The sequence below is a fragment of the Gilliamella sp. App4-10 genome (genome assembly GCF_001690495.1).
Taxonomy (GTDB): domain Bacteria; phylum Pseudomonadota; class Gammaproteobacteria; order Enterobacterales; family Orbaceae; genus Gilliamella; species Gilliamella apicola_G.
Map to the genome: position 1 here is coordinate 1 of NZ_LZGS01000045.1, position 5,281 is coordinate 5,281.

Consider the following 5,281-nt stretch of genomic DNA (forward strand, 5'->3'; position numbering starts at 1 on the left):
GGCTGCCTGAGCCTGATTATAACACTATTGACGAGCCAGACGAATTTACATTAACCACATCGGCTAATCATCTTACTGATAAAACAATAACCAATAGCGACAAGCCAGTTCAAAATGGGCTTATTATCAATAAATGGATCGCCGGCACCATAAGCGCGTTTAATATTGTAAAATATCAAATTATTATTCAATACAATAACCGTGAAGACGTGCCATTAATCGTGACTCAAAACAATAAAATTTAAATTAAGGAGCAGAACAATGCCATCACAATATCAACCCCAAATTTTTGGTTGGATAAGCGATTTAGTAAAAGGCGGTAACTATTTAACGGGTGCGGATCAGCGTCTTCTATATGCCAATGATAACTACTGTGCTTTTATTCGTAAAACAAAATCTGATCAGATTCTTTATTTATGTATGAGTTTTTTTCTCTCAATTTCGGGGATCTTTTTAATTCCATCTTTGATATATTCTATTATAACGTGCAATAGTGATACACTTTTCTATCTTTTAACTTCTGGTTTATTTTGTTACATTATTCTCGAATATTTAATGATTCCTGAATTTTATCAAAATCTTTTTACACGTCGAGGTAGTCCCATTATTTTTAACCGTAAAACGGGTAAAGTGTATATCAATGAAAGCTATTTTTTTAATTTTAAAGTGTTACGTAATCCGCTAACCTTTTTGCACCCTAATAAAAAACGCATAAAAGAATATGACTGGGCCCATTTACAAGGGGTGGTGGTGCATAACTTTTCACGCTCTTCACTCAACACCACCATATTAATGGTGTGCAAACCCCATACCCATAAAACAATTGACCATATATTATTAGACCCATTACGTGCTGGCATAGGCAGTTATCTGGTTTGGGGTTGGGTCAATAACTTTATGTGCGCGAACAAATTAGCTGGCTTAAACGATGGCAAATACAAATGGGAACAAGAAACCCAATTTAAAGACAACATTATTAAAGGACAAGGCTGGCCAGAATGGATGGTCGAAGCGTTTAATGCCACATCGCAAGCAGAGCTCGCCGAAATTAAACAACGGCATCATGTCAAACAATAAGTTTTAATAGCTCAGGGCGGGGACGGACAAAAAGCCTATTTTGATAAGTATGATCGCAACCGTAATGTCATGACAGGGCTGCCTGAGCCTGATTATAACACTATTGACGAGCCAGACGAATTTACATTAACCACATCGGCTAATCATCTTACTGATAAAACAATAACCAATAGCGACAAGCCAGTTCAAAATGGGCTTATTATCAATAAATGGATCGCCGGCACCATAAGCGCGTTTAATATTGTAAAATATCAAATTATTATTCAATACAATAACCGTGAAGACGTGCCATTAATCGTGACTCAAAACAATAAAATTTAAATTAAGGAGCAGAACAATGCCATCACAATATCAACCCCAAATTTTTGGTTGGATAAGCGATTTAGTAAAAGGCGGTAACTATTTAACGGGTGCGGATCAGCGTCTTCTATATGCCAATGATAACTACTGTGCTTTTATTCGTAAAACAAAATCTGATCAGATTTTTTATGTATGTCTTTCAGGCGTAATTTCAATTGGATTAATATTTATTATTCCTATATTAATATATTTGCTTACATGGATAAAATTGGCTTCTATGCTTATTCTTCCATTGGTGATCATAATTTTATTTATTATTACATTATATTTAATGTTACCAGAATTTTACCAGAATCTTTTTACACGCCGAGGTTGCCCCATTATTTTTAACCGCAAAACGGGTAAAGTGTATATCAATGAAAGTTATTTTTTTAATTTTAAAGTGTTACGTAATCCGCTAACCTTTTTGCACCCTAATAAAAAACGCATAAAAGAATATGACTGGGCCCATTTACAAGGGGTGGTGGTGCATAATTTTTCACGATATTCACTCAACACCACCATATTAATGGCGTGCAAACCCCATACCCATAAAACAATTGACCATATATTATTAGACCCATTACGTGCTGGCATAGGCAGTTATCTGGTTTGGGGGTGGGTCAATAACTTTATGTGCGCTAACAAATTAGCGGGTCTAAACGATGGCAAATACAAATGGGAACAAGAAACCCAATTTAAAGAAAAAATTATTAAAGGACAAGGCTGGCCCGAATGGATGGTTGAAGCGTTTAATGCCACATCATTAGAAGAGTTAGCTGAAATTAAACAACGGCACAATATAAGCTAATAATATAAATATAATCAAAATAATGGACACCGTTAAAGAAGGCGAAAGTCAAGATAAAAAAATGCGCCAACTGGCGATCGACTTAGGCTCGTTAGCATTATTAAGTGTTGATAGCGTTGCCCTATACCGTGACATCAAATTAAAAATGCAGCTAGTTAAAGCGATGCGTTCAACGGTTTCGGGCACATTAGTACCTGAAATTAAAGCCAAACTGATGTTAAATACCTTGATTTCTAAAACCGTAGCCAAAGCCTTTGCAGCTATGACTATTTTTGAATCCTTAGGTGAATTAAAAAGTGCCTTGGGGATGTGGAATATGGAGGATAAAAGTTATTTTGTAGCTAGATTGTTTGGTGCTTTATCCTTAGGTATTGGTGCTGTTCTATTATTAGTTGGAAGTGGAATGGCTATAGGCTTTGGTGTTGTTTTACATTTATTGAGTTTATACTTAATTGCAAGCAGTAAAAAATACGATAATTTTACTCCTATCGATCACTGGTTAAACCGTTGTTATTTTGGGGTGCAAAAAGAGTTTGCCTATTTGGGGTACGCCGCTTATCACGAAGAGCAAAAGACATTTGTCGGTTTTGGTCATTCGGTGAATGACTATTTGGTTGCGGTGTCAGGCATTGAAACTTTTATCATCTTTAAAAAACCAAGTTCATTTAGTGGGATGAAGCTATATCACCGTCACCTCTATTTTTATTTAACATACCCAAACTGCGCTGCTATTGCCCAAAAGCCGTTACAGGCTTCAGTTAAATTATTTGGTAAAAATGGGCAAAGCGATGAGGATATGATTGAATCTCGCTTTAATATCAGTTTAACAGGGGTAAATCACAGCTCAGGAGAGGCGCATTCCCCAATCCACCTAAACGAAGACAAAGCCAAAGAGACCCTAAAAATCACCGAATATGTCACCCTCGACAAAGGTTATTTTATGGATCATTATGAAGCAAAAACCTTTAAAACCCTCACTCAGGGCAAAGCGGTATGGCAATCTAATTTTACCGATATTGAAAAAATCGAAGTAAAAGAAACCGATCCTAATCAGCCAGATAATGACCTAACGGCCATAACTTGGGTCGCGGGCACCTTTGCTTATGATCTAATAAATAACTATCAAATCAATATCAGCCCTAATGCACAAGATGATGGCGAAATTCCACTTATCATTAACCGAAGCAGTAACCAATTTCATGAAGAATAAATAAAAGGAGAATAAAATGCCATCAAAATACCGTCCACAAATTTTTGGTTGGTTTGGTGATCTAGATAAAGGTCCACGTTTAGTGCCCCTGCATGACGATCGCTTAAGCTATACTAATAATACCTATTGTGCCTTTATTCGTCAGGATCACAATGATCAGATTTTTTATGCCTGTCTCTATTTTGTTGTCGTTATTGTTTTATTAATACTTCTTATTGGTTTTCCTACATTTATTATGGATTATGATCATCCTGATAGTGGTAGAATGCTTTGTTTTATTGGAATTATTGGATTTATTACCTGTTGTATCGGTATGTATTATGCTGTTCCTCAACTGTATCATAATCTATTCTCCCGTCGTGGTAGTCCTATTATATTTAACCGTAAAACAGGTAAAGTCTATGTTAACGAAAGTTATTTTTTTAACTTTAAAGTATTACGCCGTCCTGCGGTATTTTTACAACCGAAAAAACGCCGTATAAAGGAGTATGATTGGGATGATTTGCATGGTGTTATTATCCATAATATGTCGCGTAATGCTCTAACCTCGACCGTGTTAATGGTGTGCCAATCCGGTACGCATCAAGTGATTGATCATATCATGCTAGATCCTGCCCGAGCAGGCGCAGGGAGTACATTTGTTTGGGGTTGGATCAATAGTTTTATGGTGTATTATAAATCTGCCAATATCGATGATGGCGAATATAAATCAGATCAAGAAGCGGAATTTAAAGCCCATAGGATTGCCGGTCAAGACTGGCCCGAATGGATGGTTGAAGCGTTTAATGCCACATCATTAGCAGAGTTAGCTGAAATTAAACAACGGCACCATATAACGGAATAGCCCAAAAGCCGTTACAGTTTGGCAAGAATGGGCAAAGCGGTATGGCAATCTAATTTTAACGATATTGAAAAAATCGAAGTGAAAAAAACCGATCCTCATCAGTCAGATAGCCACCTAACGGTGATAACTTGGATAGCGGGCACCTTTGCTTATGATCTAATAAATAACTATCAAATCAATATCAGCCCTAATGCACAAGATGATGGCGAAATTCCACTTATCATTAACCGAAGCAGTAACCAATTTCATGAAGAATAAATAAAAGGAGAATAAAATGCCATCAAAATACCGTCCACAAATTTTTGGTTGGTTTGGTGATCTAGATAAAGGTCCTTATAGTGTGCCCCTGCATGATCGTCGCTTAAGTTATGCTAATAATAACTATTGTGCCTTTATTCGTCAAATTCCCTCAGATCTGATTTTTTATACCTGTCTCTATTTTGTTATTATTATTTTGGGAAGCATATTAACTGTTGGTTTTTTTATAATGATTTTTTGGTTCAATGATTCTGAAATTGGTGACAAACTAACAATAATAGGTGCAATTGGTTTTATTACCTGTTGCCTCACTATGTATTATGCTATCCCTGAATTCTATCAGAATCTATTTTCCCGTCGTGGTAGTCCTATTATATTTAACCGTAAAACAGGTAAAGTCTATGTTAACGAAAGTGACTTTTTTAACTTTAAGTTTTTACGGCATCCTGCAGTATTTTTACAACCGAAAAAACGCCGAATAAAAGAATATGATTGGGACGATTTGCACGGTGTTATTATTCATAATATGTCACGTAATGCTTTAACCTCGACCGTGCTAATGGTATGCCAACCCGGTACGCATCAAGTGATTGATCATATCATGCTAGATCCTATTCGAGCGGGCGCTGGTAGTACATTTGTTTGGGGTTGGATCAATAGTTTTATGTTTTTTTGTGATGTGGCCAATATCGATGATGGCGAATATAAGTCAGATCAAGAAGCGGAATTTAAAGCCCATAGG

Annotated in this window: 8 protein-coding genes; all 8 read left to right on the plus strand. The window is 36.4% G+C overall.

Annotation, left to right across the window (positions count from 1 at the left end):
* On the plus strand, positions 1 to 245 hold a 245-nt coding region (locus A9G23_RS11545; protein ID WP_176700614.1), incomplete at its 5' end, for a hypothetical protein.
* Between the two features lie 16 nt (positions 246 to 261).
* Entirely contained in the window at positions 262 to 1,077 is an 816-nt protein-coding gene (locus tag A9G23_RS09425; RefSeq protein WP_065586508.1) for a DUF6708 domain-containing protein, read from the plus strand.
* A 69-nt stretch (positions 1,078 to 1,146) separates the two neighbouring features.
* Positions 1,147 to 1,398 (plus strand): hypothetical protein, encoded by a 252-nt coding sequence (locus A9G23_RS09430; RefSeq protein ID WP_065586504.1) that lies wholly within the window; start codon positions 1,147 to 1,149, stop codon positions 1,396 to 1,398.
* A 16-nt stretch (positions 1,399 to 1,414) separates the two neighbouring features.
* Positions 1,415 to 2,227 (plus strand): DUF6708 domain-containing protein, encoded by an 813-nt coding sequence (locus tag A9G23_RS09435; RefSeq protein WP_065587368.1) that lies wholly within the window; start codon positions 1,415 to 1,417, stop codon positions 2,225 to 2,227.
* A gap of 22 nt (positions 2,228 to 2,249) precedes the next feature.
* Complete coding sequence (locus A9G23_RS09440) at positions 2,250 to 3,437, plus strand: hypothetical protein (protein WP_065587369.1); 1,188 nt, start codon at positions 2,250 to 2,252, stop codon at positions 3,435 to 3,437.
* A 16-nt stretch (positions 3,438 to 3,453) separates the two neighbouring features.
* Positions 3,454 to 4,281 carry a DUF6708 domain-containing protein gene (locus A9G23_RS09445; protein WP_065587370.1) on the plus strand — a complete coding sequence of 276 codons (828 nt, stop codon included), beginning with the start codon at positions 3,454 to 3,456 and terminating at the stop codon, positions 4,279 to 4,281.
* Positions 4,282 to 4,299: 18 nt separating this feature from the next.
* Positions 4,300 to 4,539 carry a hypothetical protein gene (locus A9G23_RS09450; protein ID WP_141674890.1) on the plus strand — a complete coding sequence of 80 codons (240 nt, stop codon included), beginning with the start codon at positions 4,300 to 4,302 and terminating at the stop codon, positions 4,537 to 4,539.
* A gap of 16 nt (positions 4,540 to 4,555) precedes the next feature.
* Positions 4,556 to 5,281, plus strand: a 726-nt coding sequence (locus A9G23_RS09455) for a DUF6708 domain-containing protein (protein WP_065587371.1), incomplete at its 3' end; no start/stop codon positions are given.

Excerpts from the sequence above, each read along its gene's own strand:
- A9G23_RS09445 (WP_065587370.1), top strand. The coding sequence starts at position 3,454 with ATGCCATCAAAATACCGTCCACAAATTTTTGGTTGGTTTGGTGATCTA.
- A9G23_RS09435 (WP_065587368.1), top strand. The coding sequence starts at position 1,415 with ATGCCATCACAATATCAACCCCAAATTTTTGGTTGGATAAGCGATTTA.
- A9G23_RS09430 (WP_065586504.1), top strand. The coding sequence starts at position 1,147 with ATGACAGGGCTGCCTGAGCCTGATTATAACACTATTGACGAGCCAGAC.
- A9G23_RS09440 (WP_065587369.1), top strand. The coding sequence starts at position 2,250 with ATGGACACCGTTAAAGAAGGCGAAAGTCAAGATAAAAAAATGCGCCAA.
- A9G23_RS09425 (WP_065586508.1), top strand. The coding sequence starts at position 262 with ATGCCATCACAATATCAACCCCAAATTTTTGGTTGGATAAGCGATTTA.